The organism is Shimia biformata, from assembly GCF_016888515.1.
Taxonomy (GTDB): Bacteria; Pseudomonadota; Alphaproteobacteria; order Rhodobacterales; family Rhodobacteraceae; genus Shimia_A; species Shimia_A biformata.
The window spans coordinates 60,848-85,364 of the sequence record NZ_JAFEJK010000003.1; the positions used below are offsets into that span (position 1 = coordinate 60,848).

Genomic DNA, 24,517 nt, shown 5'->3' on the forward strand with positions numbered 1-24,517 from the left:
GTTTATTTCTTCTTCCCGAAACCCGACAGACCCGGCGGCAGCGATCCGCCGCCCAGACCCGGCAATCCGCCGGGCATCTTGCCGCCCATCGCCTTGGCCGCCTGTTCCAGCGCCTTGGGGTCCATCGCCGACGGGTCCATGCCGCCGGGCATTCCGCCCTTGCCCATCATGCCCTTCATGGCCTGTTTCAGCATTCCGCCTTTGCCCATCTTGCCCATCTTCTTCATCATGTCCGCCATCTGGCGCTGCATTTTCAGAAGCTTGTTCAGGTCGCTGACCTCCATGCCAGCGCCCTTGGCGATCCGCTTCTTGCGGCTGGCTTGCAGGATTTGCGGGTTGGCGCGCTCGATCTTGGTCATCGACTGGATCAGGGCAATCTGCTGTTTCAGGATCTTGTCGTCGATCCCGGCGTTTTCCATCTGTTTGGCGGCCTTGGCCATGCCCGGCATCATGCCCATGATGCCTTCCATGCCGCCCATCTTGATCATCTGTTCCAGCTGGGTCTTGAGATCGTTCATGTTGAAGCGCCCCTTCTGGAACCGCTTCATCATCTTCTCGGCCTGTTCGGCCTCAATCGTTTCCTGCGCCTTCTCGACCAGCGCGACAATGTCGCCCATGCCAAGGATGCGGCCCGCGATGCGGTCGGGCTCGAAGGTCTCAAGCGCGTCCATTTTCTCGCCCAGACCGACGAACTTGATCGGCTTGCCGGTGACGGCGCGCATCGACAGCGCGGCACCACCGCGCCCATCGCCGTCCATCCGGGTCAGCACGACGCCCGAGATGCCAATCTTGCCGTCGAACTCTTCGGCAACCTCGACCGCGACCTGACCGGTCAGACCGTCGACGACCAGAAGCGTCTCGCGCGGGTTCACCGCGTCGCGGACGTCCTCGACTTCCTTCATCAGGACTTCGTCGATCTGCAACCGGCCCGCGGTGTCCAGCATATAGACGTCGTAGCCACCCAGCGTCGCCTGCTGCTTGGCGCGCTTGGCGATCTGAACGGCAGTTTCACCGGGCACGATCGGCAGCGTGTCGACGCCGATCTGCGTGCCCAGCACCTGAAGCTGTTGCATCGCGGCAGGGCGGTAGATGTCGAGCGATGCCATCAGCACCCGCTTGCCGTTCTTTTCCATCAGCCGCTTGGCCAGCTTGCCCGTGGTTGTCGTCTTGCCCGAGCCCTGAAGGCCGACCATCAAGATCGGCGCGGGCGGGTTGTCGATCTTCAACTCGCCGGGCTCTTCATCGTCGCCGGCAAGCACGTGTTTCAGCTCGTCATGGACGATCTTCACGACCTGCTGGCCGGGCGTGACCGACTTGGTGACGGCCTGTCCGGTTGCCTTGTCCTGCACCGCCTTGACGAAGTCGCGGGCCACGGGCAGCGACACGTCGGCCTCAAGAAGCGCGACACGTACTTCGCGCAGGGCCGTCTTGACGTCATCCTCGGACAGCGCGCCCTGGCTGGTCAGGCGGTCAAATACACCAGAGAGGCGTTCGCTCAGATTTTCAAACATCGCTTTCCGGCCCTTTCACTGCCTGTTGCAACCTGGCCCGAACATAAGCACGGACCGCTCTTTCGCCAATGCGTCACCCTTGCCGCGACAGTGAGACCAACGCCCAAATGCGTTGCGCCCCCGTGGGCGAAACTCGCTGACGGGGGGCGATCCCGGCCTGTGGCCATGGGACCGGAAGCTTGACGGACTCCCGGAATGTTGGGCGGCGTTTACGCGCGCGGGCGCAAGGAGTCAAGCCTTGCGCCCTTGAAAGGCTGGGGTTTGATCGGTCAGGCCGATAGCTGGTCGCGGTGGCGATACAGCACGAAAGCGGCCAGCACCCCCAGAACCAGCGCGGGCACGGCGGACGGGCCCAGGATCAACAGATGTGCCAGCACCGCGCCGACCATGGTGCAAACCAAAAGCCCAGCGGCAATTGCCTGAAGGCCGGGCACCCACAGCAGCACCGCCGCGCCAAGTTCAATCGCGCCGGTCACATAGCGGAACCACTGGCCCCATCCGATGGCCTCGAAGGTGCCGACCATCATCTCGACCCCGGCAAGCTTGGCTACGCCGGCTGCGGCAAAGGCCAGGGTCAAAAGCGCCTTGGCGCCGATAAGAATGTATTTTTGCATTGTCGCGTCTCCTGATTTTCGTCGCGGATCAAGTGGTTGCGCGGCGTTTTTGAGCGCGCCGCGCAACCAGTTTCCGTTCAAGCCGCTTTTTGCGCCGCGTCCGCGCCGTCCTTGTCGAGGATGGTGACATCGGTGATGCCGACAAAACCAAGGATGAAGCGGACATAATTGCTGGCGAAGTCGAAATCCGATCCCAGCGGGGTCCCGCCGGTGGCGATGGTCACGATGGCCTTTTTGCCTTCCAGCAGGCCGACCGGACCGTTTTCGGTGTATTTGAACGTCACTCCGGCGCGGCCGATCTGGTCGATCCAGGCTTTCAGCACGGCGGGGATGGAGAAATTGTACATCGCGGTCCCGATCACGATGACGTCGGCCTCTTGCAGTTCGGCGACAAGCTGGTCGCTGAATTCAAGCGCCTTGGCCTGCGCCGCGCTGCGGTCTTCGGGATCGGCGAATGTGCCGGTGGTGAAATCCTCGGTCAGGAAGGGCAGGCCGGCGGCCAGGTCGCGGCGGATAACGCGGGCCGGTTGCAGGTCGTCGACAATACGGGCCGAGTTGATGCGGCTGATCGATCCTTCGTTGCGGGCGGAAGCGTCGATGTGAAGAACGGTGGTGGTCATGGGTCTTTCCTCATGGGTGTGTAGCAATGTTGTGGACCCTACATTTGCTCTTGCATTCGCGAACTCAATCCCGCCAAATGCAGACTGGCTGTGAAATAATGCACACAAAGGATGCGCGCGCGGCATGGACAACTGGGATGAGATCCGCACGGCCTATCAGGTCGCACGCATGGGAACCGTCAGTGGGGCCGCCGATGTGCTGGGTGTCCACCACGCGACGGTGATCCGCCATATCGATGCGCTGGAGGGCAAGCTGGGCGTGAAGCTGTTTCAGCGCCATGCCCGCGGCTATACGCCGACCGAGGCTGGTGAGGATCTGTTGCGCGTTGCTCAGGCGACCGATGACCAGTTCGGTCAGCTTGAAGGCCGCATCAAGGGGCGCGGAGCCGACGTGACCGGCGAATTGGTGGTCACCTCTTTGGCCTCCATGATCCCGCGATTGACCAGTGTTTTGGCCGAGTTTCAGCGCATGCATCCCGGGCTGATTGTGCGCTACCTGACGGGTGATCGTGTCTTTCGGCTGGAATATGGCGAGGCGCATGTGGCGTTACGGGCAGGGGCGGCGCCAGACCAGCCCGACAACGTGGTACAGCAGCTGGCCTGCCTCAAGATGGGGCTTTTTGCCAGTGAGGACTATGTCGCACGCCATGGGCTGCCCGACGGCCCGGACGATTATCAGAACCATTATTTTGTCGGCTCGGATTCGGTCCGCAGCCGCGCGCCTTTTTTTGCCTGGCTGCATGAAAACGTGCCGCGTGACCGGCTTGTCTTTCGCGCCTCGGACCCGGAAGCATGGAGCCGGGCGATTGTGGAAGGCGCGGGCATCGGTTTCATGACCTACTGGGACGCCCGCCGCGTCGACGGGCTGGTCGAGGTCATGCCGTCCCAGGACGATTGGTCAGCGGCACTTTGGCTGGTGACCCATGTCGATCTGCACCGAACGGCCAAAGTGCAGACATTTCTGAAGTTCCTCAAGGAAAAGGCCAAAGACTGGGAATTGGAATGACCGAGCCGCAGCGCGGGCATCTTGCGATGCTGGCATTCTCGGCGCTGGTCGCCGGGTCGTTTTCACTGGGATCACAGGCGGCGAATGAAATCGCGCCAGCTGCGTTGAACGCGGCCCGGTTTCTGTTGGCGGGTATCTTCATCGGTGTCGTCGCCGCCGCCACGACCGGCATACCGCGCAGCGCGGCACGGGCGCCCTGGCGGTATCTTGTGCTTGGCGGGCTGTTCGCGGCCTATTTCGTCCTGATGTTCGAAGGGCTGAAAACCGCGCCGCCGGTCTCGACCGCAGCGGTGTTCACCCTGACCCCGATCCTGTCGGCGGGGTTTGGCTTTGTGCTTCTGGGGCAGCACATGACGGGCCGCATGTGGGTGGCCCTGACCATAGGCGGGATCGGCGCGCTTTGGGTGATTTTCCGTGCCGACCTTGCCGCGCTGTTGCGGTTCGAGGTGGGGCGCGGCGAGTTTCTCTATTTCATTGGCTGTGTGGCCCATGCGCTCTACACACCGATGATCCGCAAGCTGAACCGGGGCGAGACCCCGATTGTCTTTACCTTCGGCGTGTTGGTGGCGGGGTTTCTGCTGCTTACCGCCTATGGCTGGCGCGACATTGCGGCGACCGACTGGCTGGCGCTGCCCGCCGTGGTCTGGGTCGCGCTGGGATATCTTGTCATCTTTGCCACCGCGACCAGCTTTGTCGCGGTGCAATATGCGTCGTTGCGGCTGCCCTCGGCCAAGGTCATGGCCTATACCTATCTGGTGCCAAGCTGGGTCATCCTGTGGGAAATCGCGCTGGGCAATGGTGTTCCGCCCGCCTTGGTGCTGGCCGGAGTGGTGATGACCGTGTTTGCGCTGGTCCTGCTGCTTCGCGACGAACACTGACCGGCGCTAGCTGGCGCTGGTGTCGTCGTCCTGCTTGTCAAACTCGGTTTCAAGGAAACGTTCGAACGCATCCAGATTGACTGGTTCAAACTGACCAAATCCTTGCATCCAGACGCTGGCCTCTCGCAGGGCGTCCGGCTCCAGTTTGCACCATTTCACCCGACCACGCTTTTCCTGGCTGATCAATCCGGCCTTGGTCAGGATCACCAGATGTTTGGAAATCGCGGCAAGCGAGATGTCGAACGGTTCCGCCACATCCGTCACCGCCATGTCATCCTCCAACAGCATGGACAGGATCGCCCGGCGGGTCGGGTCGGCAAGGGCGGCAAAAACCGCGTCAAGGGATTGGGGCTGGGTCACGTTTTTCGCCTAAGCGAAAAGGGTGGGGACGGTCAAGCGCGCTGTGTTTGGCCTGACCGTCCTGTTGGCTTATTCGATCTCGTTCTTGTAGATTTTGCCGTCTTTCATGATCAGATCGAAATTGGCATGCGGGTCGGCAACAAGGTTGATGTCTTCCAGCGGGTTGCCGTCGACCAGGATCAGGTCGGCATAGGCGCCTTCGGCGATCACGCCCAGTTCACCCTGCTGATAGGGGTGACGCGGACCGGCAAGCTTCAGCAGGTCGGCATTGGTCGAGGTCGCCATCTTCATCACCTCATAAGGCGTGTACCAGCGTTGCAGCTTGGCAAGGAAGGCACCCTGACGCTCGGCCAGCTTGGGATCGAACAGAATGTCGGTGCCAAACGCAACCTTCACCCCGACCTCTTTCGCGGTCTTGTAGGTGAAATCGGTGCCGTTGGTCACGTCAATCCATTTCTGCTGGCTGACCGGATCGGCAAAGGTAAAGCCGTCCTCGTCATCCAGAAGCGGTTGAACCGACAACCAGACATCGTTGTCACGCATCATTTCCATGGTTTCGCGGCTCATGAGGAAGCCGTGTTCCACCGATTTGATGCCCGCTTCGATGGCAGTCTGAACCGCCTTGTCGGTGAACAGGTGCGACGCGACATAGCTGTTATAGGTCTCGGCCACTTCGACAAAGGCCTTCAGTTCTTCCACGGTGTATTGGCTGACGTCCAGCGGGTCATAGGTAGACGACACGCCGCCGCCGCCCGAGATTTTGATCTGCGATGCACCCATGCGGAAAATCTCGCGCGAGGTCTTGATGACCTCAGGCACGCCATCGGCCTGCGCCATCAGGCCAACGCTGTACCAGTACCACTTGGAATCCGCCGGGTTGGTGGGCACGGCCTGATAGGGGCGATAGTCGAAATGACCACCGGTTTGCGTTACCGGCGGACCCGACGGCAGGATGCGGGGGCCGTTGATCTCGCCGTGGTCGATCATCTTTTTGATCGCGAAAGAGTTGCCGCCAACGTCACGAACTGTCGTGAAACCGCGCATCAACGTATCTGCGGAACCGTTCGCACCGCGAATGGCGACCTCGAGAATGTCGCCGGTCACAACCGCGGTCTGCGGGTTGCAGCAATAAAGCGTGTGCCAGTGGACGTCGATCAGGCCGGGGATCAACGTGCGGCCACCACCGTCGATCACGGTGCCGCCTGCAACGGCCAGGTCTTCGGTCGAGACTGCGGTGATCAGATTGCCGGTGACAACGACATTTGCGTCTTCGATCAGTGCTTCGTTCACACCATCAAACACGTTCACGTTCGTAATCAGGATCGGGGGGGTGTCTTCTGCGGCGACAGCGGACGCGGCAAAGGCGGTCGCGGTCGTCATCAGCAAGGCGCGGATTGTTGGGGTCATCGAGGTTTCCAGTCTTGAAGCGTTCAATAAATGGAGGTGACAATAATTCAGGACTCCCGGCCCCTTCGGGCCGTGCCCCAAAGGTAGTAATGTGGTCGCCATCGTCAAGGTTGTTTGATCCTTTGGTCAAGGTGCCGCAGGGTCAGCGCCCGATATGGGGCAGAGGGCGACATGAGAAACTCAACCATTTCGTTGAATATGCGAATTTCGGAAAATTGGGTGTTTCAACAGGTGTGGCGGATTCTCCCCTTCTATCCGCGGGAGCGTTTTATAGAGTTTTTTCAACGTGTTATTCGGAAACAATGGAGCGATGCGTGGCGCTTGACTCATTGCGCGCCCGCCAATAGCAATGCGCCAAGTCCTGAGGGGTGGTGCGACGTGTCCGATCTCGATCCGAAAGAGCGCCTGGCGCAGCTGGAAGAGCGGATATCAGCGCACAAAAAGGCCAACGCGCCCAAGCCTCATATGGAAGAGCACTATTCGCAAGCACAGCTTGCCTGGCGGATGGTGATAGAGCTTGTAACCGGTCTGGGGATCGGTTTTGGCATCGGGTACGGGTTGGACACCCTTTTCGGCACAATGCCGATCTTCCTGGTGCTGTTCATATTTCTGGGCTTCGCGGCCGGCGTAAACGTCATGTTACGCAGTGCCAAGGAAATCCAGGCGAAACAGGTGGCCGACCAAGAGGCCGCAAAAGACGAAGGGAAGTGAGACGTGGCTAGCGACACGCACGGAGCAGAAGAGGCCGGCGGCCTGGTATTCCACCCGATGGACCAGTTCATCGTGAAACCGCTCTTTGGCGGCGATGCGATCCACTGGTACACACCGACTAACGTCACCCTGTGGATGGTTCTTGCCGTGGTTGCGATCATCGGCCTTCTGGTCCTGGGCACCCGCCGCCGCGCGATCGTTCCCAGCCGTAGCCAGTCGATCGGCGAACTTGCCTATGGCTTCATCTACAAGATGGTCGAGGACGTTGCCGGCAAGGACGCGGTCAAGTTCTTCCCCTATATCATGACCCTGTTCATGTTCATCGTGACCGCCAACTTCCTTGGCCTGCTGCCGATGAGCTTCACCACAACCTCGCATTTTGCCGTGACCGTGGTGCTGGCGCTGCTGGTCTTCCTGACCGTCACCATCGTCGGCTTCGTCAAGAACGGCGTTGGTTTCCTGGGTCTGTTCTGGGTCTCGTCGGCACCGCTGGCGTTGCGCCCGATCCTGGCCGTGATCGAACTGATCTCGTATTTCGTCCGCCCCGTCAGCCACAGCATTCGTCTGGCCGGCAACGTCATGGCGGGCCACGCGGTGATCAAGGTGTTCGCGGGCTTCGCCGCCATCGCCGTGGTCAGCCCCGTATCGGTCGTCGCAATCACCGCGATGTATGGCCTCGAGGTGCTGGTCGCCTTCATCCAGGCATACGTCTTTACCATTCTGACCTGCGTGTATCTGAAAGATGCGCTGCATCCGTCGCACTAAGGTCTGAACCTCAACACATCCTATTAACTTCCAATCGTAAGGAGATACCCCCATGGAAGGTCAACTCGCACATATCGGCGCAGGTCTCGCAGCAATCGGTTCCGGCGCAGCCGCAATCGGTGTGGGCAACGTCGCAGGCAACTACCTGGCAGGCGCCCTGCGCAACCCGTCGGCAGCCGCATCGCAAACCGCGACCCTGTTCATCGGTATCGCGTTCGCAGAAGCACTGGGCATCTTCTCGTTCCTGGTTGCTCTGCTGCTGATGTTCGCCGTCTAAGCCGACTGGACTTATCCTTACGTGCGGGCGGCGGCGCGGACTGACCGTGCCCCGCCCGTGATCTAACGGAAGTTCCCAGGAGGACGACATGGCATCTACAACTTCAGAAGCCACAAGCCACGCTGCCGATGCCGCACACGCCGCATCCGCGCCCGGCATGCCGCAGCTCGACTTCTCGAACTGGGGCAACCAGATTTTCTGGCTGCTGGTCACGCTTGTCGTGATCTACTTCGTCCTGTCGCGCATCGCGCTGCCGCGCATCGCCGCGGTTCTGGCCGAGCGCCAGGGGACCATTACGAATGACATCGCCGCAGCCGAAGAGCTGAAGGCGAAAGCGGTCGAGGCCGAGGACGCCTATAACAAGGCGCTGGCCGATGCCCGCGCCGAAGCGCAGCGCATCGTCGCCGAGGCCAAGGCCGAAATCCAGGCAGAACTGGATGCCGCCACCGCTCAGGCCGACGCCGAAATCGCGGCCAAGGCTGCCGAGTCGGAAAAGGCCATCTCTGCGATCCGCGCCGGCGCGCTGGAAAGCATCCGCGAAGTCGCAGGCGACACCGCGGGCGAGATCGTCTCCGCGCTGGGTGGCGAGACCGACGCCAAGGCGGTTACCGCCGCTATCGAAGCACGGATGAAAGGGTAAGATCATGCGGAAACTGACCCTGATTGCCGCCCTGAGCGCCGCCGCAAGCCCGGCATTTGCCGCAAGCGGCCCGTTCTTCTCGCTTGGCAACACCGACTTTGTCGTGCTGCTGGCTTTCATCCTGTTTGTCGCGGTCCTGTTCTATTTCAAGGTTCCGTCGATGCTGGGTGGCATGCTGGACAAGCGCGCCGAAGGCATCCAGTCTGAACTGGACGAGGCCCGGGCCCTGCGCGAAGAGGCTCAGACCCTGCTGGCGTCCTATGAGCGCAAGCAGAAAGAGGTCAAGGACCAGGCCGACCGTATCGTCGAGCATGCCAAGGCCGAGGCCGCGAATGCCGCGGAACTGGCCAAGGACGAGCTGAAGAAATCGATCGCGCGCCGTCTGGCCGCTGCCGAAGATCAGATCGCGTCGGCCGAGGCCGGTGCCGTCAAGGAAGTGCGCGACCAGGCGATCACCATCGCCGTTGCCGCCGCCAAGGACGTCATCGCCAAGCAGATGACCGCCGCCGACGCCAACAAGCTGATCGACGCCGCCATCGACGATGTGGACGCCAAGCTGCACTAAGCCCGCTCACATCAAGACTTTTGCAAAAAGCCCGGTCTCGCGCCGGGCTTTTTCGTGTCTTGTGATTTTTGTGCTATCCTCAATGCGGCAACGATGGAGGGCAGCATGGGTTTCTGGAGTCCGACGCGGGAAGACCGCCGCGATCCGGAAGAGGTCTTGCATGATATCAGGCACCGGATTCAACGTGGCGAGCACCTGCATCTTGATCATCTTTCACGCGTCGAAATGGCGGCGGTCGGAACGCTGATAAATGCCGGTGTTGCCAAGTTTGGCAGCGCCGCCTGCCACCCGGTTGTCCAGGCAAAGCTGGATTAGACTCTTGCCTAGGCGCCTTCGACGCAATGCCCTCAATTCGCCGTATTGGGCTGGCATCAAGTATCCAACAACATGAATTCCAAGGTAAATATCATGAGGACAATCCTATTTGGCGCAGTCGCCCTTCTTCTGGCGGGATGCTCGGGCAGCACCACTTCCGTGTCGACCAAAGCGACGACGGCCAAAGCCGCCGAAACCTTCTGGGCCAAGAACTCGATTGCCGAGCAAACCGAGGATCCCGGTTCGGCCCGGTTCGAAGATTTCACGGTTTATCAGGTCAGCAACGGCGACCGGATCTATTGCGGGTCGATGTCCGCCAAAGATGACTACGGCGTCTATGGCGACTACGTCCCGTTTTACATGCGCGGACGGGGCCAGCATGTTCTTGCGGTCAACGCGGCGCCCGAAAGCGCCAAGTTCTCGGCCCGCAAATGTGCCGATGCCAAACGCGGATCGGTGCGCATCAACAATCTCTAGCGCAGCGGAGCAAACCCTGCGTCGGAAAGCGTGCAGTCGCGTATCACGTCGCGGCCACAGGGGACCGGGGTCAGGTCCTTGGACAGACAGACCCGCGCCTCCTGGATCATCCCGTCCAGGCAGGTGATCGTGATCATGTTGTCCCGAAGTCCGGGATTGGCCTTGAGAAACGCCTGTTCCACCACCGCGGCAGGCAGTTTCACCGGCTTTTCCAGCTGACGAAAGACCGGTGGGCGGTTGATGCTGTCATAGGCTTGGCGCGACAGCGCGTAATAGTCTTCGGCGCTCAACCCCGAACATCGCCCGTGCTTTTTCCACTGATACCAGGCCAGCCCGGACGTGCCCATGATATCGGCCATTTCATTGGTCAGGCTGCGCGGCGGATTGCGTTCCGTGGTCCGGCAGAAGGACGGCCAGCCGCGGTGAAACTGTGGCCAGAGACCGTGCAGCACCCAGCCATGCCCCGAGCCCCGGTCACACTGCTCGGAGCTTTTGGCATCGCCTTCGACCTCGCACCAGTTCGGCGACCATGACAGTGCCATCACGTAATAGTCGAATTGACCGGCAGGTTCACCTTCGGCCCATGCCGAACCGCTCAGGCAGGCCAAAACAGCCAGGATATTCAGTAACCGCATTCACTCTTCCCTTCCGCGCTTGATGCCACTATATAGGCGACAAGTTCCCCGACAACGGAAACCCGCACCCCTCAAAAGGTGCCGCCTGGCCTCCAGGCGACGGGATAGATGTATTCGGGGCCAAGAGACAGGAGAATTGAACATGGCCAAGCTGCTGCACCCCAAGGCAACCGCCGTCTGGCTGGTGGACAACACGACAATCGGCTTCAAGCAGATCGCCGATTTTGTCGGCATGCACGAACTGGAAATCCAGGGCATCGCCGATGGTGACGTCGCGACCGGCGTCAAGGGTTTCGACCCGGTTGCCAACAACCAGCTGACCCAGGACGAGATCGACGCCGCGCAGAACAACCCGCTGCACAAGCTGAAACTCAAGCCCAACGCCGCCGCCGAGGGTGAAGAAAAGCGCCGTGGCCCGCGCTACACCCCGCTGTCCAAACGCCAGGACCGCCCCGCATCGATCCTGTGGCTGGTGAAGTTCCACCCGGAACTGTCGGACGGTCAGATCGGCAAGCTGGTCGGCACCACCAAACCGACCATTCAGGCGATCCGCGAGCGGACTCACTGGAACATCGCCAATATTCAGCCGATCGACCCGGTCGCGCTGGGTCTGTGCAAACAGTCCGAACTGGATGCCGCCGTGCAAAAGGCCGCGTCGAAGAAAGCCGCCGAGGGCGAGGTCATGTCCGATGACGAACGCCGCAAGCTGGTCTCGACCGAAACCTCGCTTGGCATGGAAGCCGAGCCGAAGATCCCGACCGCGATCGAAGGGCTTGAGACCTTCAGCTTGTCGGATTCGGATGATGAGGACGAAGAAGACAAGCGCAAGGATGGCGATTTCGCCGATGCCGACAGCTTCTTCAACCTGCCCGGCGACAGCGACGACGAAGACGAACAGCCCTGATTGGCTGCTGCGTGACAAAGAAAATCAAAGCCCCGGTCATTTGGCCGGGGCTTTTTCTTTGTGGGCTCTGTGCCAGTGTCAGACCGGCTTGCGGGCGCGCAGCGCGGCGGAAATGGTGCCTTCGTCGAGGTAGTCCAGTTCCCCGCCCACCGGCACGCCCTGCGCCAGCGATGACAGCGCCACGCGGCCTTCCAACTGGTCGGCGATGTAGTGGGCCGTCGTCTGCCCGTCGACTGTGGCGTTTAACGCAAGGATCACCTCGGTGATGCCTTCATCGGCAACACGCGAAATCAGACGCGGGATCGACAGGTCCTCGGGGCCGATGCCATCCAGCGCCGACAGGGTGCCGCCCAGCACGTGATAGCGCCCTTTGAACACACCCGCCCGCTCCATCGCCCACAGGTCCGAGACATCCTCGACCACGCAGATCTCGCCCGTGGCGCGTTTTTCGTCGCGGCAGATGTCGCAGATCTCGGTGGTGCCGACGTTGCCACACGACAGGCATTCCCGCGCGGTGGCGGCGACGGTTTGCATCAGGTCCGCCAGCGGCGTCAGCAACAGCCCGCGTTTGCGGATCATGGTCAGCACCGCGCGCCGGGCCGAACGTGGACCCAGCCCGGGAAGGCGGGCCATCATCTCGATCAGGTTGTCGATATCGTTGTTGCTGCTCATGTGCGGGCGTTTTTGTTTGTGCGCGTCCGCGAGACTATAGCAGGGCATCGACGCGGGTGACCAACGAAAACCACCCGCGCCGGAAACCGTCTGGTCAGAACGGCAGTTTCATGTCCTTGGGCAGGCCAAGACCCTCGGTGATCTTTTCCATTTCTTCCTGCGCGCGTTCAGCCGCCTTTGCCTGGGCGTCCTTGATTGCGGCAAGGATCAGGTCCTCGACCACTTCCTTGTCATCGGCATTGAAGATCGAGGGGTCGATATCAAGCGCAGTCAGGTCACCCTTGGCGGTGGCGGTGGCCTTGACCAGCCCCGCGCCGCTTTCTCCGGTAACCATGATGGTGTGCAGGTCGTCCTGCATCTGCGCCATCTTGGTCTGCATCTCCTGGGCCTTTTTCATCATCCCGGCCATGTCGCCGAGACCACCCAGTCCGCCTAGTCCTTTGAGCATCAGTTTTCTCCGTCCGTCTTGTCGCGCTTTGCCGGCGCGGTGATTGCGATCATTGCGGCACATATCGCAAGCGTCGAGGCGATAAACAAGGAGGGCGAACCGACGCAGCCCTCTGCAATCGCAGCGTCGCGCAGTCCCGTGGGGTCGCCCCAGGTCAGAAAAGTGCCGAACCCGCCCCACAACAGCGCCACCACAACCCCGCCCCAGGGTTTGCGAAAGCGCACAACCAGCGCGGTGGCCAGAAGCAGAACCAATGCAGGCGGTGTCGACATCAGCGCCACGAATTCATCCAGCGCCGAAACCGGAGTGCCGTCCCAGTTCGGACGAAGGTCCGTGCAGGCATCCGCCAGCGCGGCTCCCGGCATCAGCATCAACGCAAGGGTCAGTCTTCTTCGAAGGGGTCCCATTCGTCCTCGACTTCCGGAAGGGCTTCGGCCTGGGCTTCGGCGGTAATGTCGGCGCGGCTGCGGATCTGGGTGATGCGGGCCTTGGGGAAAGCGGCAAGCACGGCCTGTACCATCGGGTGTTCGCGTGCCTCGGCTTTCAATGCGTTTTCGGCGGCGTCGCGTTTTTCGGCAATGGTCTCCCCGCCGCCTTCGTTGACAAGGATCACCGCCCAGCGGTTTCCGGTCCACCCCTGAAGACGCTGCCCCAATCGCTGGGCCAGGTCCTGCGGGGCGCTCTCGGCCGGGACGAACTCGATCCGGCCAGGCTGATAGGACGCCAGGCGCACGCCGGTCTCGACGTCGATCAGCAACTTCGCATCACGGTTCTTGCGGATCAGCTCGACCACGTGTTCGAACGTGGCATAGCGATCCAGCGCGTGATCCGCTGCCGGGGCAAGCGCTGCCATGGTGACACCACCACCGCCGCCGCCTGTCGGCATCGGCTGTCCCTGTGCCGACGTCATACCGCCATTCGGCACCGGTGCCCCGCCACCACCACCCGGAGAGGAAGGCGGCACAGGTGTATCCTGCAGCTTGCGCACCAATTCTTCGGGGCTGGGCAGGTCTGCAACATGGGTCAGGCGGATGATCGCCATTTCCGCCGCCATCATCGCATTTGGCGCGGCCGAGACCTCTTCGATCGCCTTCAACAGCATCTGCCACATGCGCGTCAGGGTGCGCATCTTCAGGCTTTGCGCCATGGCCTGTCCCCGGGCGCGTTCGTCGGGGCTGATCGTGGGGTCGTCGGCGGCATCCGGCGTGATCTGGACCACGCTAACCCAATGGGTGATCTCGGCCAGGTCGCGCAGCACCGCCAGCGGGTCGGCCCCGTCGGAATATTGCGCGCCCAACTCGTTCAGCGCGCCCGCCGCGTCGCCCTTCAGGATCATGTCATAGAGGTCCAGAACCCGCCCCCGGTCCGCCAGCCCCAGCATCGCACGGACCTGATCGGCGGTGGTTTCGCCGGCACCGTGACTGATGGCTTGATCCAAAAGGGACTGCGCGTCACGGGCCGAGCCTTCGGCGGCGCGGGTGATCAGCGCCAGCGCGTCATCGGTGATCGCGGCGCCTTCTGCATCCGCGATCCGACGCAGCATGGCGATCATGTCCTCGGGTTCGATCCGGCGCAGGTCGAACCGCTGGCAACGCGACAGGACGGTGACCGGAACCTTACGGATCTCGGTGGTCGCAAAGATGAACTTCACATGCGCGGGCGGTTCTTCAAGCGTCTTCAACAACGCGTTGAACGCGCTAGTCGACAGCATGTGAACTTCGTCGATGATGTAGATCTTGTAGCGCGCCGAGGCCGCGCGGTAATGCACGCTGTCGATGATTTCGCGGATGTCGCCGACCCCGGTACGGCTGGCGGCGTCCATCTCCATCACGTCGACATGGCGGCCTTCCATGATCGCGACGCAGTGTTCGCATTTGCCGCAGGGTTCCGTCGTCGGGCCGCCCTGTCCGTCCTCGCCGATGCAGTTCATTCCCTTGGCGATGATCCGCGCTGTGGTGGTTTTGCCCACGCCGCGAATGCCGGTCATCACGAAGGCCTGCGCGATCCGGTCGGCGGCAAAGGCATTCTTCAGCGTCCGCACCATGGCGTCCTGCCCAACGAGATCGGCAAAGGTCTCGGGGCGGTATTTGCGCGCCAGCACCTGGTAGGCAGAGTCTTTGGTGTCGCTCATCGGGGGCCTTTGTCGGGATTCGTCAGGTCCAGTCGAGACTACGGCCCGGACCGGTCGAGGTCCACAGCCGATGCACGGTCAAATCACGGCTACAGCGCCCAAAGCACCGCACCGGTCGCAACCGTGGCCACGGTCATCAGGACGGCAAGCCGGGTGAACGCGCTTCCGGGCATCGCTTCGGCGTCATTGTCATTCAGCCGCCGCAGCGTCGCGCAGGCCTGTCGCCGTGCCGCCCAATAGATCACGATGGCAGTGATAAGGAACAGGGTCGCCACCAGCTTGGCCGCCCAAGTCGGTTCGAAATCGCCAAACACGGCCTTCAACCCGATCGCCACGCCCACCGCGCCCAGCCCGGTGCCCATCCATGCCGAAAAGGTGCGTTCATTGGCCATGATGGTCCGGTCCTCGGCCCATTTGGTCCGCGCTTCCGCCTTTTCCGGCGCGTCGTCCTGCGCTACATCCTGTGTCATGCCGCCAGAGTATCGACGTCCCGGGCAGGTTGCGAGTGCCGATTTCTCTTCCGGCTATCCGACTGCGCGCCTAGTGTTTTGCGCGAAACCCGATCCACTTGGTTGCAAGGGGGCACGTGTTGCGCTTCGACATCTTTTCGCTGTCTGCAGGAACAGGAGAACTGGCCCTCGCGCCCCTGCCGGGGCGGTTCGGGGACTATTCCGGTGACCTCGCGCGGGTGATCGGCTGGGCACCGGGACTTGTTCTCAGCATGACCGAATGGGCCGAGATGCAGGGCGCAGGGGCAGGCGACCTCGGCCGAGATCTGGGGAATGCGGGCATCGACTGGGTGCATCTGCCGGTCCGCGATTTCGACGTTCCCACAGGCAAGACGCTGGATGTCTGGCCTGATGCGTCCCGGCGCGCGCAGGCCGTGTTGCAACAGGGCGGGCGCGTGCTGATCCACTGTTACGGGGGCTGTGGGCGGTCCGGCATGGCGGCGGCCCGGATTTTGGTGGAAATGGGCGAGGACCCGGCCCCGGCACTGGCGCGTCTCAGGCAAGTGCGTCCCTGCGCGATTGAGACCGAGGATCAGAAGCTTTGGGCAATACGCCCCTGAAACGACAGGCCATAAGGGTCTGAACGGGCGTCAGTAGTCCCCGCGCTTGTACCGTCCCCGGCTTTGACCCTCACGGTAAACCCGGCTGAGCGAGCGGTCGCGCTGCCGCGCCTCGGCAACACTTTCGGTATTGCGGGCATCCTCGCGCAACAGTTTCTGCCAGCGCTCGAAACGCGCCTCTTCCACCTCTTCGGTGTCGATGGCTCGCCGCACGGCACAGCCCGGTTCACTGTCATGGGCGCAATCGGAAAAGCGGCATTCCAGCGCAAGCTCGGCCAGATCCTCGAACACCGCATCGATCCCCTCGGCCGCGTCGACAAGCTGTAATTCGCGCATCCCCGGCGTGTCGATGATCCAGCCACCCGCCTTCGCCGGTTTCAGGTCGCGGTGGGTGGTGGTGTGTCGGCCTTTGGCGTCGTCCTCGCGGATCGCGCCGGTGGCCACGTCAGTCCCGGCCAGCGCATTCAGGAGTGTCGACTTGCCCACACCAGAAGACCCGACCAGCGCCACGGTATCGCCGGGGCCGCACCACGGGGTCAGTGCCGTCGCCTGTTCCGGGTCGCGGGCATCCAGCGCCAGCGCGGTCACGATCGGCGACAGTCGCCGCGCCTGTGACAGGAAAGGGGCGGTATCATCCACCTCGTCCGCGCGGGTCAGCACGATCACCGGCAGCGCCCCGCCCGCTTCGGCCAGCGCCAGATAGCGCTCCAGACGGGCGATGTTAAAATCGGCATTGCAGGATGTGACAATGAACAGAGTATCGACATTTGCTGCGATCAGCTGGCTTTCCACCACCTTGCCCGCCGCCTTGCGCCGCAGCTCGCCGCGCGGGGTCAGGCGGCGGCGGATTACCGGGGTGTCCGCTTCGGCCAGAACCCAGTCCCCAACCGCAAGGGACGAGGTCGGCATGTCGGGCGGGCAGGTCAGGGTAACTTCGCCGCTAATTCCGATCGCGCCCAACCGATCACGATGAATATTGGCAATACGCAAACGGGGCAGGGATGCTTCATCATCGTCCAGCTGCCGCGCAAAATGCGTGGACCAGCCAAGCGCCTTCAGGTCAGGATCAGTTGTCATCGGGGACACGGGGCCAAACAGGGAAAGACAGGACCATGGCGGTGCTGTCATGTCGGTCTGGGGAAATGCAGGCTTCCCCAAGGCAGGCAATCGCTTGCATGAACGCCTCATCGGGCTTCGACAGGTGAGAGGTTGAACATCGACCCAAGCGGGACTCGTTACGGCTGCTTCCTTCCGGATCTGACCGGGTTGGCGAGGCGCTTGCCCGCGCCAACCTCTCAGGCGTCGATATAGTCGTGGTTTGCACGTGATGCAAGGCGGCTGTCGGCATCCAGAGACAGGCGCAGCGTCAACACATCCGCAGTTTCCGCGACCGGCGAAAGGTTGAGCCAGGGAACATCGCGCAGATGCGCCATGGCGCGGGGGTGGGTCTCGAACAGGACCGAGGTTTGCGGCAAATGCGCAAACCGCCATCCGGGGCGGGCAAGGTCGCAGAAGTCGCGGGGGCCTTCCAGATAGGTCGCAAGGGCGTTGCGGACCGGAACGTCCGTTGCCAGAGCCAGCGGCGCGTCCGCAATGCTGGGGAAATGACCGCCTCCACCAGCGCGGTAGTTGTTGGTTGCAATGACAAAGCGGTCCGTTGGGGCGATGGGCCTGCCCTGATAGCATAGGTTGACGATCCGCGTTCCGCGGGGGCTCAGCACCTCGCCAGACCCGCTGAAACGGGGCGGGGCCGCGAGGTCGATCTCGAATGTCACCCCCGACACCAGGTCGCGGTTGTAAGATGGGAATTGCGGCAGGATCAGCGCCTTGTCCCTGTCGCCGGGCAGAACCTGGGCATATTGGCCGGCGCCCATGTCTAGCCATTCGTGCAATTGGTGGCCGGTCAGAACCAGAGCGGCAATGTCGTTGGGATAATGCTGCATATCCACGATATCGCGTTGGGTGATGGTGCCCGGTGCAACATCGGTGAACTGCGATCGGCGGCCCGGTCCACCGCTTTTGAAGGGCGCGGCGCTGCCCAGAACCGGAAGGCCGGCAAACTCGGTTTCACCCAGCTGATCGCGCACGAATGCGGCCTTGGCCTCGGCGACCAGCCTGGTCGACAAGTCTTCTGTCAGCAATGCGAAATAGCTATGAACCGGGCGGGGCAGGCTGGCAACAGGCTGGTCGATCCGGTCCAGCGTGCGGCGATGGAACGGCGCGGCAAGCGCTGCGGCCTCGGGGTCTTCGGCTTGGCCCGCGACCGAAAGCGCCTGAACCCGCACCGATGCGACGTCCCATCCGTCGGTTTTGCGTGTCAGGCGCAGGTCGATGCGGCCGAGATGCGAGCCGCCCGCGCCGGCCATGACGGCTGGCACCCCATGCACCAGCCCTGTGCCTGTGTCGATCCCGGTATGGGGCGGATGGTCGGGACTTGGAAAAACCTCGTGCGTGTGGCCCGCGATCACGGCGTCGATGCCTTCCAGCGCCGCGATATCTGCCCCGACGTTTTCGCCATGCCCATCGGATCCCGTGGCCACAAGCCCGGAATGTGCCAGTGCGACAATGACGTCGGCGCCACGGTCCCTGAGCGTCGCGACGGCTTCCCGTGCAGCCTTAAGAATTGGCTGCGCGGTCAGGCGGGTTCCGACGCGCGTTGCCTCCCAGTTCAGAACGGCAGGTGGCAGCACGGCGAACAAACCGATTTTGACGCAATGGGAAGTGCCGTCCGTATCCATCAAGGCGCGGTCCAGGATGTGAACCGGTTGAACCCGCCCGCGCCAAACGGCGTCCATCGATTGGGTCGCGCCTTGAATATTGGCGCACAGAACCGGGAAATGCGCATGCCGCAAGGTCTCAAAAAGCGGCTCCAGACCAAAGGTAAACTCGTGATTGCCAAGGCCGACGGCGTCATAGCCAAGCGCGTTCATCCCTGCGATCAGCGGGTGCGGCCCGTCCCGGAATGCCTGTGTTTCATAGAAGAAATCGGAAAGCGGGGTGCCCTGCAGAAAGTCACCGTTGTCTACCAGTATCGAGTTCGTCGCCGAGGCGCGTTCCGAACGGATCAGGCCAGCACATCGGGCAAACCCGCTTGCCGGGGCCGGATCGCGCGAAAAATAGTCGACCCCCAACAGATCGCCATGCAGGTCCGAGGTCGCCAGTATCCGCAGATCTATTTCCGGCGCAGGTTTGGCGTTCAACTGGTTCGTCGTCACTGGGCGCGTTTCACATTCAAGGGGTCGGGGTGTTCGACAAGGCGATTTTTCTCAACCATACAACAACTTGTGCGTGTATCAACAACACATTCGCGGATCATCGGACGAAGTGCGGTGGGTGGAATGGACCATTGCCATTGGATTGCCTGGTGTGGCAGCTAGACGCGACAGGAGGTGCCAGATGCAGCATGCGGAAACAGTGACATTCGGGGGCTCGGGACTGGACCGTGCTGCGGAACTACGCGGCAACCCCGAGGCGTTGCAAACCCTGCGCGCCGATCCTGCCGCCCGCAGTATCGTGCATTGGCGCGGCAAGCCCATGCTCGCAGGTGCGGCAGCAGATCAGCTTGTACGCGTTCCGATGGATCACCCCGTTCTGAACGAGGCCAAATCGCCGCCGGTTTTCCTGGGGCGCGACGAAGGCGCGGCGGTGTTCGCAACCGATATCAGCCCTTGGACGCCCGATGATCTGGACCCAGAGCAGCTGAAACAGTTTTTCGACCCGTCACAACAGCATCACCCGGCCATGCCGCCAGACCACGTGTTTCGCGAACTGCGAGGTGTGATGACCCGGCTGACCCCGCGTGATGCCGAACTGACCGTGACGGCCAAGGCGATCATGGGCTGGCACCGGTCGCACCGGTTCTGCGCTGTCTGCGGCACTGAAAGCGAAATGGCGATGGCCGGATGGCAGCGCAACTGCCCGTCTTGCGGGGGGCAGCATTTCCCGCGCACCGATCCGGTCGTCATCATGCTGATTACCCATGGCAACCGCGTGCTGATGGGTCGCAGCCCCGGTTGGCCCGAGGGCATGTATTCGCTGCTGGCGGGCTTCGTGGAGCCGGGCGAGACGCTTGAGGCCGCCGTCCGCCGCGAGGTCATGGAAGAGGCCCGCATCCCGGTGGGCGACGTTGGCTATCTGGCAAGTCAGCCGTGGCCCTACCCGTCGTCCCTGATGTTTGGCTGCTATGGCAGGGCGCTTGATGACCAGATCACAATCGACCCGGTGGAAATCGAGGATGCGATCTGGGTAAGCCGGGAAGATATCATGGCCGCTTTCGCCGGTGAGCATCCCGTGCTGATGCCGGCCCGAAAGGGGGCCATCGCGCATTTTATCCTGCGCAATTGGCTTGCGGACAGGCTGGATTGAGACCAGACTGCCGCCAAAAAGCGGCCTTGAGAATGAGCAGGTGAAGATCATGGAAATCAAGTCAAAGGCGACGCTGGACGTGCCCATCGAGGACGTGTTCGCAACGCTCAGCGATTTTGAGGGATATGAACGTTCGGCCCTGCGGCGCGGGATCGAAGTCGAACGTCTGGACACGCTTGGCGGTGCGGGCGTTGGCGCGAAATGGGATTTGAAGTTCCAGTTCCGCGGCAAGGACAGGCAGCTTGAGCTGGAGCTTGTCGAATACAATCGCCCCGAAGAGATGGTGTTCAAGTCCCATATGCAGGGGCTTGATGTCGATTCCAGGGTGGAACTGGTCGCCCTGTCGCGCACCCGCACCCGGATCAACGTGGCGGCAGACCTGAAGCCTCAGTCGCTGCCGTCCAAGCTTCTGGTTCAGTCGTTGAAGCTGGCCAAGGCGAAGATCGCCAAACGGATGGACCGCAAGCTGGCTGGCCACGCCAAGGACATCGAAGACCGCTATCGCCGCAGCGCCGGGTAGGCGGTCCGCTTCAGCCTAGTTGTGGCGCGGCAGTGCCGCCGGATAGACGCCGACGATCTTCAGGGTGCTGGTGAAGTAATCCAGTTCCTCCAGCGCCCGACGCACGGCAGGGTCGTCCGGGTGACCTTCGATATCGGCATAGAACCGGGTCGCGGTGAACGATCCGTCCACCATGTAGCTTTCCAGCTTGGTCATGTTGACGCCGTTGGTGGCAAAGCCGCCCATCGCCTTATAGAGCGCGGCCGGAATGTTGCGGACCTCGAAAACGAAAGTCGTCATCATCTCGATCTCGCCACGCCGCGAGTGATCGGGCTCGCGTGACATGATGACGAACCGGGTGGTGTTGTGGCCGTGGTCCTCGATATCCGCGGCCAACACGTTCAACCCATAGATTTCCGCCGCCAGGTCCGAGGCCAGGACACCTACGTCGCGGCTGCCGGTTGCGGCAAGTTCGGCGGCGGCGCCGGCGCTGTCGGCGGCGGCTTCGCCCCGGATGCCGTGACGTTTCAGGAACTGCGCCGACTGGGGCAGCAAAACCAGATGCGCGCGCACCTTGGCCACGTCCTCAAGTGCGACGCCGGGATTGGCCATCAGGCAGATCCGCACGCGCACAAACGCCTCGTCGACAATATGCAGCCCGCTTTCGGGCAACAGTCGGTGGATGTCGGCGACCCGCCCATAGGTGGTGTTCTCGATCGGCAGCATCGCCAGATCCGCCTTGCCCTCTTTCACCGCTGCGATCACCTCTTCGAAGGTCCGGCAGGGCAGGGCTTCCATATCGGGTCGGGCCTGTTTGCAGGCTTCATGGCTATAGGCGCCGGGTTCTCCCTGGAACGCGATACGGTTCGTCATGAGGTCAGTGTCCGTAGAATTGGCGGGTATAAGGCGTTTCGTCGCGGTAACTATACCTTGCGTTCCGCAAGAGGAAGCGGATAGATACCGCGCAAACGCCACGAGATGGAAACGTAGCATGTTTGACACGATGACAATTACCAAGGTTGTGGGCGGCCTCTGCGGCGCGCTCCTGGTTTATCTGATGGGGGCCTGGGCGGCCGAATCGATCTATCACACCGGACCCAGCGGGCATGGCGATCATGCGCAGCAGGCCTATGTGATCGAAGTCGAAGGCGGTGACGACCATGGTGGCGCCGAAGCCGAAGAAGGCCCGTCGTTCGAGGACCTGCTGGCCAGCGCGGACGTTGGCAAGGGCGCCAGGGTGTTTGGCAAGTGCAAGGCATGTCACAAGCTGGAAGATGGCGCCAACGCAACCGGTCCGCATCTGTACGGAATCGTTGGCCGCGCGGTCGACTCGGTTGACGGTTTTGGCTATTCGGGTGCGCTTGAACAGGTCGCCGATGTCTGGACGCCGGAAAACCTGGATGGCTTCCTTGAAAACCCCAAAGGTTATGCGCCGGGCACCAAGATGTCTTTCTCGGGTCTGAAAAAGGCCGAGGACCGCGCCAACCTGATCGCCTATCTCGACAGTCTCGACGACTGATCGCCGCGCAAGGTATCCATGTGCGAAAGGCCGCTGATCCTCAGCGGCCTTTTTCTTTGCCTTTTGACGACCTACACAGTGCGTTCACACCCTGTTTATGAAATCGCATCTTGAATCTGCGCACCCGAACCCTGTTTATTGAAGGGAAAGCGGGGCAACACGCAAAACTGCGACCAGCAGGAGAGGCGGAAATGAAAGAGAAAACGATCAAGATCAGCGGCCCGACGATGAACCGTCGTCAGGCGCTTGGCTTCATGGGCGCCGGTGCGCTGGCATTGGGGACCACGGCGCCGGGACGCCTGTTTGCTGCTGATGACGACATCATCCGCTCGCACGGGTATTCCTTCTTTGGCGACCTGCAATATGCCAAGGGCTTTTCGCATTTCAACTACGTGAACCCCAACGCGCCGAAAGGCGGCGAGGTGACACTGTCATCGCGCGGCACCTTTGACGGGTTCAACCGCTGGGCCTGGCGCGGCAATCCCGAAACCAGTTCGAGCGTCGTGGCCGAGTCGATGTTCGGTGAAATGCCCTGGGGCGGCGGTCTGCCCGCCGACAGCATTACCGACGCCTATTGCCTGATCGCGCGCGAGGTCGAGTATCCCAAGGACAAGTCGTGGTGCGTCTTCCACATGCGTGACGACGTGGTGTTCCGCGACGGCTCGCCCCTGCGGGCGCAGGATGCGGCCTTCACACACAATCTGTTCCTTGAGCAGGGCATTCGGTCTTATGCCCGTTCCGTGAAAGAGCGGATCGAAGCGGTCGAGGTCGTGGACGACCACACCCTGCGCTACAAGTTCGTCGACGGCATCTCGCGCCGCTCGCTGATCGACCAGGTCGGTGGCACGCCGATCTTTTCGGAAGAATGGTACAAGGAAACCGGCGAACGGCTGGACGAACCCTCGGTCCTGTCGCCGATGGCCTCAGGGCCGTATCAAGTCGGCGACTACGAATTCAACCGCTACGTGGTCTATGAACGCAACCCGAACTACTGGGGCTGGGATCATCCACTGAACGCCGGGCGGCACAATTTCGACCGCATCCGCATCGAGTATTTCGCCGATGACGCCGCCGAGTTCGAGGCGTTCAAGGCCGGTGTCTACAGCTTCCGTTCTGAAGGTTCGACCAAGCGCTGGGCGACGGGCTATGACTTCCCGGCGGTGCAGAAGGGCCATGTGGTGCTGGAAGAAATCCCGCACAGCAACGCGCCCACAAATACCGGGGTGATTTTCAACACCTCGCGCCCGCCGCTGGACAACCGCAATATCCGCCACGCGCTGTCGCTCGCCTTCAACTTCGAATGGACGCGGGATTCGCTGCAATTCGGCCTGACCACCCAGCGTCATTCCTTTGCCGAACGCCAAGAGTGGGAGGCCAAGGGCGTGCCGGAGGGGGCCGAACTTGAGCTTCTGAGGGCGCTGGGCGACGTTGTTCCGCCTGAGGTGCTGACCGAACCCGCGGTCATGGCGCATGAATCGAAACCCGACACGCCGCTCGATCGCCGCAACAAGCGCACCGCGCTGCGGATGCTCGAGGCCGAGGGCTGGAGCGTCAATGACAAGGGCGAAATGCGCGATGCTGAGGGCAACCGCTTGTCTTTGGATTTCCTCGTGCTGTCGACATGGGACGACACCCGTCAGGCGGTGATCGAGACCTATGCCAATACGCTGCGCGACTGGGGGATCGAGGTCAACGCCGACAAGGTCGACAGCGCTCAGGGACAACAAAGGTTCCTCGACAAGGATTATGACCTGATCCACACCCGTTACCTGACCTTCTCGTCCGCCGGGACGGGACTGTTCCAGATGTTCGGCGCCGAAACCGCGATGGTGTCTTCCTACAACCCCGGTGCCCTGCGCAGCCCCATGGTCGACGCGATTATCGACAAGGCCCTGGCCACCCAGTCGCGGGAAGAGGAAATCACCGCCCTGACCGCGCTGGACCGTGCCCTGCGCTATGAACGGGTCGTGGTGCCGGACGGCTTCGTGCCGGCATACTGGATCGCGCGCTATGACATGTTCGACCGTCCCGAGACCCTGCCGCCCTATTCGCTGGGCGTGCTGGATTTCTGGTGGCTGAACGAAGAAAAACGGGCGGCTCTGGTTGCCGCAGGCGCGCTGAGGTAACTG

The 24,517-nt window shown here is 62.1% G+C and carries 29 protein-coding genes and 1 other RNA gene; 15 read left to right on the forward strand and 15 right to left on the reverse strand.

Going from position 1 to position 24,517, the window contains the following annotated elements; all coding sequences use genetic code 11:
* Positions 1-2 precede the first annotated feature (2 nt).
* The 3 genes from ffh to JQ863_RS17245 all read right to left on the reverse strand — a co-directional run bounded on the left by ffh (position 3) and on the right by JQ863_RS17245 (position 2,745).
* A complete protein-coding gene (gene ffh / locus JQ863_RS17235; protein WP_204115587.1) occupies positions 3-1,511 on the reverse strand; it encodes a signal recognition particle protein in 1,509 nt (502 codons plus the stop codon).
* 269 nt (positions 1,512-1,780) lie between these two features.
* Positions 1,781-2,125, reverse strand: coding sequence for a DoxX family protein (locus tag JQ863_RS17240; RefSeq protein ID WP_204115588.1), 345 nt, complete (start codon positions 2,123-2,125; stop codon positions 1,781-1,783).
* A gap of 77 nt (positions 2,126-2,202) precedes the next feature.
* Entirely contained in the window at positions 2,203-2,745 is a 543-nt protein-coding gene (locus JQ863_RS17245) for an FMN-dependent NADH-azoreductase (RefSeq protein ID WP_204115589.1), read from the reverse strand.
* A 124-nt stretch (positions 2,746-2,869) separates the two neighbouring features.
* Here JQ863_RS17245 and JQ863_RS17250 point away from each other — a divergent pair, with 124 nt between their 5' ends.
* Positions 2,870-3,751 carry a LysR family transcriptional regulator gene (locus JQ863_RS17250; protein ID WP_204115590.1) on the forward strand — a complete coding sequence of 294 codons (882 nt, stop codon included), beginning with the start codon at positions 2,870-2,872 and terminating at the stop codon, positions 3,749-3,751.
* Positions 3,748-4,629, forward strand: coding sequence for a DMT family transporter (locus tag JQ863_RS17255; RefSeq protein ID WP_204115591.1), 882 nt, complete (start codon positions 3,748-3,750; stop codon positions 4,627-4,629). Before JQ863_RS17250 ends, JQ863_RS17255 begins: the two co-directional genes overlap by 4 nt.
* Positions 4,630-4,635: 6 nt before the next feature.
* Here the strand turns inward: JQ863_RS17255 and JQ863_RS17260 are convergent, their stop codons facing one another.
* Together JQ863_RS17260 and JQ863_RS17265 are read right to left on the reverse strand one after the other, a co-directional pair.
* On the reverse strand, positions 4,636-4,989 hold the full coding sequence (locus tag JQ863_RS17260) for a metalloregulator ArsR/SmtB family transcription factor (protein WP_204115592.1): 354 nt from the start codon (positions 4,987-4,989) through the stop codon (positions 4,636-4,638).
* 69 nt (positions 4,990-5,058) lie between these two features.
* Positions 5,059-6,396: a metal-dependent hydrolase family protein gene (locus tag JQ863_RS17265; RefSeq protein WP_204115593.1), complete on the reverse strand. Its 1,338-nt coding sequence runs from the start codon at positions 6,394-6,396 to the stop codon at positions 5,059-5,061.
* A gap of 378 nt (positions 6,397-6,774) precedes the next feature.
* Between JQ863_RS17265 and JQ863_RS17270 the strand changes: the two genes are divergently transcribed.
* The 7 genes from JQ863_RS17270 to JQ863_RS17300 all read left to right on the forward strand — a co-directional run bounded on the left by JQ863_RS17270 (position 6,775) and on the right by JQ863_RS17300 (position 10,146).
* Complete coding sequence (locus JQ863_RS17270; RefSeq protein WP_204115783.1) at positions 6,775-7,107, forward strand: AtpZ/AtpI family protein; 333 nt, start codon at positions 6,775-6,777, stop codon at positions 7,105-7,107.
* 57 nt (positions 7,108-7,164) lie between these two features.
* Complete coding sequence (locus JQ863_RS17275) at positions 7,165-7,872, forward strand: F0F1 ATP synthase subunit A (protein WP_239113580.1); 708 nt, start codon at positions 7,165-7,167, stop codon at positions 7,870-7,872.
* 52 nt (positions 7,873-7,924) lie between these two features.
* Entirely contained in the window at positions 7,925-8,149 is a 225-nt protein-coding gene (locus tag JQ863_RS17280; RefSeq protein ID WP_022572950.1) for a F0F1 ATP synthase subunit C, read from the forward strand.
* An 88-nt stretch (positions 8,150-8,237) separates the two neighbouring features.
* Entirely contained in the window at positions 8,238-8,789 is a 552-nt protein-coding gene (locus JQ863_RS17285) for a F0F1 ATP synthase subunit B' (RefSeq protein WP_204115595.1), read from the forward strand.
* 4 nt (positions 8,790-8,793) lie between these two features.
* Positions 8,794-9,354 carry a F0F1 ATP synthase subunit B gene (locus JQ863_RS17290; RefSeq protein ID WP_204115596.1) on the forward strand — a complete coding sequence of 187 codons (561 nt, stop codon included), beginning with the start codon at positions 8,794-8,796 and terminating at the stop codon, positions 9,352-9,354.
* Positions 9,355-9,408: 54 nt separating this feature from the next.
* Positions 9,409-9,669, forward strand: a complete 261-nt coding sequence (locus tag JQ863_RS17295) for a hypothetical protein (RefSeq protein WP_204115597.1) — start codon at positions 9,409-9,411, stop codon at positions 9,667-9,669.
* 93 nt (positions 9,670-9,762) lie between these two features.
* Complete coding sequence (locus JQ863_RS17300) at positions 9,763-10,146, forward strand: hypothetical protein (RefSeq protein WP_204115598.1); 384 nt, start codon at positions 9,763-9,765, stop codon at positions 10,144-10,146.
* Here JQ863_RS17300 and JQ863_RS17305 read toward each other — a convergent pair.
* Positions 10,143-10,781 carry a ribonuclease T2 family protein gene (locus tag JQ863_RS17305; protein ID WP_204115599.1) on the reverse strand — a complete coding sequence of 213 codons (639 nt, stop codon included), beginning with the start codon at positions 10,779-10,781 and terminating at the stop codon, positions 10,143-10,145. The genes JQ863_RS17300 and JQ863_RS17305 overlap by 4 nt on opposite strands.
* Positions 10,782-10,923: 142 nt before the next feature.
* On the opposite strand from JQ863_RS17305, the gene JQ863_RS17310 reads away from it, so the two are divergent.
* Complete coding sequence (locus tag JQ863_RS17310) at positions 10,924-11,685, forward strand: DUF1013 domain-containing protein (RefSeq protein ID WP_204115600.1); 762 nt, start codon at positions 10,924-10,926, stop codon at positions 11,683-11,685.
* Between the two features lie 78 nt (positions 11,686-11,763).
* Here JQ863_RS17310 and recR read toward each other — a convergent pair whose 3' ends face one another.
* The 5 genes from recR to JQ863_RS17335 form a co-directional block, all read right to left on the reverse strand.
* Positions 11,764-12,357, reverse strand: a complete 594-nt coding sequence (gene recR, locus JQ863_RS17315) for a recombination mediator RecR (protein WP_204115601.1) — start codon at positions 12,355-12,357, stop codon at positions 11,764-11,766.
* Positions 12,358-12,451: 94 nt separating this feature from the next.
* Complete coding sequence (locus JQ863_RS17320) at positions 12,452-12,805, reverse strand: YbaB/EbfC family nucleoid-associated protein (RefSeq protein WP_204115602.1); 354 nt, start codon at positions 12,803-12,805, stop codon at positions 12,452-12,454.
* Positions 12,805-13,176, reverse strand: coding sequence for a hypothetical protein (locus tag JQ863_RS17325; protein ID WP_204115603.1), 372 nt, complete (start codon positions 13,174-13,176; stop codon positions 12,805-12,807). Before JQ863_RS17325 ends, JQ863_RS17320 begins: the two co-directional genes overlap by 1 nt.
* 11 nt (positions 13,177-13,187) lie before the next feature.
* Complete coding sequence (locus tag JQ863_RS17330; protein ID WP_338055548.1) at positions 13,188-15,008, reverse strand: DNA polymerase III subunit gamma/tau; 1,821 nt, start codon at positions 15,006-15,008, stop codon at positions 13,188-13,190.
* 17 nt (positions 15,009-15,025) lie between these two features.
* Positions 15,026-15,406: a YidH family protein gene (locus JQ863_RS17335; protein ID WP_204115605.1), complete on the reverse strand. Its 381-nt coding sequence runs from the start codon at positions 15,404-15,406 to the stop codon at positions 15,026-15,028.
* A 116-nt stretch (positions 15,407-15,522) separates the two neighbouring features.
* On the opposite strand from JQ863_RS17335, the gene JQ863_RS17340 reads away from it, so the two are divergent.
* The gene (locus JQ863_RS17340) at positions 15,523-16,005 is read left to right on the forward strand and encodes a phosphatase domain-containing putative toxin (RefSeq protein ID WP_204115606.1); all 483 of its coding nucleotides are present in this window, start codon (positions 15,523-15,525) and stop codon (positions 16,003-16,005) included.
* 30 nt (positions 16,006-16,035) lie between these two features.
* On the opposite strand, the gene rsgA is transcribed toward JQ863_RS17340, so the two are convergent.
* The 3 genes from rsgA to JQ863_RS17355 form a co-directional block, all read right to left on the reverse strand.
* Positions 16,036-17,082, reverse strand: a complete 1,047-nt coding sequence (rsgA, locus tag JQ863_RS17345; protein ID WP_204115607.1) for a ribosome small subunit-dependent GTPase A — start codon at positions 17,080-17,082, stop codon at positions 16,036-16,038.
* 122 nt (positions 17,083-17,204) lie between these two features.
* An RNA gene (gene ffs, locus JQ863_RS17350) (signal recognition particle sRNA small type) lies at positions 17,205-17,303 on the reverse strand.
* Positions 17,301-19,220 (reverse strand): bifunctional 2',3'-cyclic-nucleotide 2'-phosphodiesterase/3'-nucleotidase, encoded by a 1,920-nt coding sequence (locus JQ863_RS17355; protein ID WP_204115608.1) that lies wholly within the window; start codon positions 19,218-19,220, stop codon positions 17,301-17,303. Before JQ863_RS17355 ends, ffs begins: the two co-directional genes overlap by 3 nt.
* Before the next feature lie 181 nt (positions 19,221-19,401).
* On the opposite strand from JQ863_RS17355, the gene nudC reads away from it, so the two are divergent.
* Positions 19,402-20,370, forward strand: coding sequence for an NAD(+) diphosphatase (gene nudC / locus JQ863_RS17360; RefSeq protein ID WP_204115609.1), 969 nt, complete (start codon positions 19,402-19,404; stop codon positions 20,368-20,370).
* Positions 20,371-20,419: 49 nt separating this feature from the next.
* On the forward strand, positions 20,420-20,890 hold the full coding sequence (locus JQ863_RS17365) for an SRPBCC family protein (RefSeq protein WP_204115610.1): 471 nt from the start codon (positions 20,420-20,422) through the stop codon (positions 20,888-20,890).
* A 15-nt stretch (positions 20,891-20,905) separates the two neighbouring features.
* On the opposite strand, the gene JQ863_RS17370 is transcribed toward JQ863_RS17365, so the two are convergent.
* Positions 20,906-21,742 (reverse strand): prephenate dehydratase, encoded by an 837-nt coding sequence (locus JQ863_RS17370; protein WP_204115611.1) that lies wholly within the window; start codon positions 21,740-21,742, stop codon positions 20,906-20,908.
* A 118-nt stretch (positions 21,743-21,860) separates the two neighbouring features.
* Here JQ863_RS17370 and JQ863_RS17375 point away from each other — a divergent pair, with 118 nt between their 5' ends.
* Complete coding sequence (locus JQ863_RS17375) at positions 21,861-22,388, forward strand: c-type cytochrome (RefSeq protein ID WP_204115612.1); 528 nt, start codon at positions 21,861-21,863, stop codon at positions 22,386-22,388.
* Positions 22,389-22,579: 191 nt separating this feature from the next.
* Positions 22,580-24,514 (forward strand): extracellular solute-binding protein, encoded by a 1,935-nt coding sequence (locus JQ863_RS17380; protein ID WP_239113562.1) that lies wholly within the window; start codon positions 22,580-22,582, stop codon positions 24,512-24,514.
* Positions 24,515-24,517 lie beyond the last annotated feature (3 nt).

Coding starts and splice junctions, on each gene's coding strand:
- JQ863_RS17325 (WP_204115603.1), bottom strand. CDS start 13,176: ATGCTGATGCCGGGAGCCGCGCTGGCGGATGCCTGCACGGACCTTCGT.
- JQ863_RS17240 (WP_204115588.1), bottom strand. CDS start 2,125: ATGCAAAAATACATTCTTATCGGCGCCAAGGCGCTTTTGACCCTGGCC.
- JQ863_RS17370 (WP_204115611.1), bottom strand. CDS start 21,742: ATGACGAACCGTATCGCGTTCCAGGGAGAACCCGGCGCCTATAGCCAT.
- JQ863_RS17305 (WP_204115599.1), bottom strand. CDS start 10,781: ATGCGGTTACTGAATATCCTGGCTGTTTTGGCCTGCCTGAGCGGTTCG.
- JQ863_RS17245 (WP_204115589.1), bottom strand. CDS start 2,745: ATGACCACCACCGTTCTTCACATCGACGCTTCCGCCCGCAACGAAGGA.
- JQ863_RS17380 (WP_239113562.1), top strand. CDS start 22,580: ATGAAAGAGAAAACGATCAAGATCAGCGGCCCGACGATGAACCGTCGT.
- JQ863_RS17335 (WP_204115605.1), bottom strand. CDS start 15,406: ATGACACAGGATGTAGCGCAGGACGACGCGCCGGAAAAGGCGGAAGCG.
- recR (WP_204115601.1), bottom strand. CDS start 12,357: ATGAGCAGCAACAACGATATCGACAACCTGATCGAGATGATGGCCCGC.
- JQ863_RS17290 (WP_204115596.1), top strand. CDS start 8,794: ATGCGGAAACTGACCCTGATTGCCGCCCTGAGCGCCGCCGCAAGCCCG.
- JQ863_RS17320 (WP_204115602.1), bottom strand. CDS start 12,805: ATGCTCAAAGGACTAGGCGGACTGGGTGGTCTCGGCGACATGGCCGGG.
- JQ863_RS17280 (WP_022572950.1), top strand. CDS start 7,925: ATGGAAGGTCAACTCGCACATATCGGCGCAGGTCTCGCAGCAATCGGT.
- JQ863_RS17265 (WP_204115593.1), bottom strand. CDS start 6,396: ATGACCCCAACAATCCGCGCCTTGCTGATGACGACCGCGACCGCCTTT.
- ffh (WP_204115587.1), bottom strand. CDS start 1,511: ATGTTTGAAAATCTGAGCGAACGCCTCTCTGGTGTATTTGACCGCCTG.
- JQ863_RS17250 (WP_204115590.1), top strand. CDS start 2,870: ATGGACAACTGGGATGAGATCCGCACGGCCTATCAGGTCGCACGCATG.
- nudC (WP_204115609.1), top strand. CDS start 19,402: ATGCAGCATGCGGAAACAGTGACATTCGGGGGCTCGGGACTGGACCGT.
- JQ863_RS17375 (WP_204115612.1), top strand. CDS start 21,861: ATGTTTGACACGATGACAATTACCAAGGTTGTGGGCGGCCTCTGCGGC.
- JQ863_RS17365 (WP_204115610.1), top strand. CDS start 20,420: ATGGAAATCAAGTCAAAGGCGACGCTGGACGTGCCCATCGAGGACGTG.
- JQ863_RS17300 (WP_204115598.1), top strand. CDS start 9,763: ATGAGGACAATCCTATTTGGCGCAGTCGCCCTTCTTCTGGCGGGATGC.
- JQ863_RS17255 (WP_204115591.1), top strand. CDS start 3,748: ATGACCGAGCCGCAGCGCGGGCATCTTGCGATGCTGGCATTCTCGGCG.
- rsgA (WP_204115607.1), bottom strand. CDS start 17,082: ATGACAACTGATCCTGACCTGAAGGCGCTTGGCTGGTCCACGCATTTT.
- JQ863_RS17310 (WP_204115600.1), top strand. CDS start 10,924: ATGGCCAAGCTGCTGCACCCCAAGGCAACCGCCGTCTGGCTGGTGGAC.
- JQ863_RS17275 (WP_239113580.1), top strand. CDS start 7,165: ATGGACCAGTTCATCGTGAAACCGCTCTTTGGCGGCGATGCGATCCAC.
- JQ863_RS17285 (WP_204115595.1), top strand. CDS start 8,238: ATGGCATCTACAACTTCAGAAGCCACAAGCCACGCTGCCGATGCCGCA.